We start from the raw sequence: 598 nt of genomic DNA, 5'->3' as shown, positions 1-598 counted from the left end.
CCACCCTGCTGGTCACCGGGCGCCTGCCGGACGGGACGATATTTGATGGCAGCGGTGAAGCCGGTCAGGCCCGCAAGGTGAAGGTGGGGGCCATGCTGCCTGCCATTGCCATCGGTCTGCAGAAGGTTGGTGCTGGCGGGCACCTGACAGTGGTGGTGCCGCCTGAGAAGGGGTACGGCGACATGGGTCTGCCGCCGACGGTTCCGGGTGGCGCGACGCTCATCTTTGACATCACCGTCAAAGGGGTGAATGAGTCAGGCTGACCCCCTGAAGGGGGAGGGGTGATGCCTTCTCCCGAATGGCTGAAAAATGGCTACAGCGCCCTCCCGCTCTCTTACTGGCGGATGTTACCGCGCTGAACTGAACAAAAAAACATCCCTGATTCATCACGGGTCAATCCGGTGCTGCGGCGCTGGCGGGTTTCTGCACGCCCGGATCCGGTGCAGGTGAGTCAGTGGTTGCGGTTAACGCACTGAAGTTACAGGTAAACGAAGAAATTGATGAATTGTTTTCGCCCGGACCGGCCTGAGTGAATGCGGTCGCCCGGGCGTCATAAGCCGCCGGACTGGCTGGCGGCAAACTGAAGCGCCCGGAACTG

2 protein-coding genes are annotated in these 598 nt (G+C 61.5%); one reads left to right on the top strand and one right to left on the bottom strand.

Annotation, left to right across the window (positions count from 1 at the left end):
- A partial coding sequence (locus ACERY3_RS25340; RefSeq protein WP_373226800.1) for an FKBP-type peptidyl-prolyl cis-trans isomerase occupies positions 1–263 on the top strand: 263 nt, incomplete at its 5' end.
- Between the two features lie 130 nt (positions 264–393).
- Here the strand turns inward: ACERY3_RS25340 and ACERY3_RS25335 are convergent.
- Positions 394–598 (bottom strand): hypothetical protein (locus tag ACERY3_RS25335; protein WP_373226799.1); only part of this gene is annotated, 205 nt, incomplete at its 5' end.

Source organism: Enterobacter cloacae complex sp. ESBL7, assembly GCF_041679625.1.
GTDB classification, from domain to species: domain Bacteria; phylum Pseudomonadota; class Gammaproteobacteria; order Enterobacterales; family Enterobacteriaceae; genus Enterobacter; species Enterobacter asburiae_B.
Note: the sequence above shows the minus strand (reverse complement) of the source record. Positions and strands in the feature narration are given on the sequence as shown.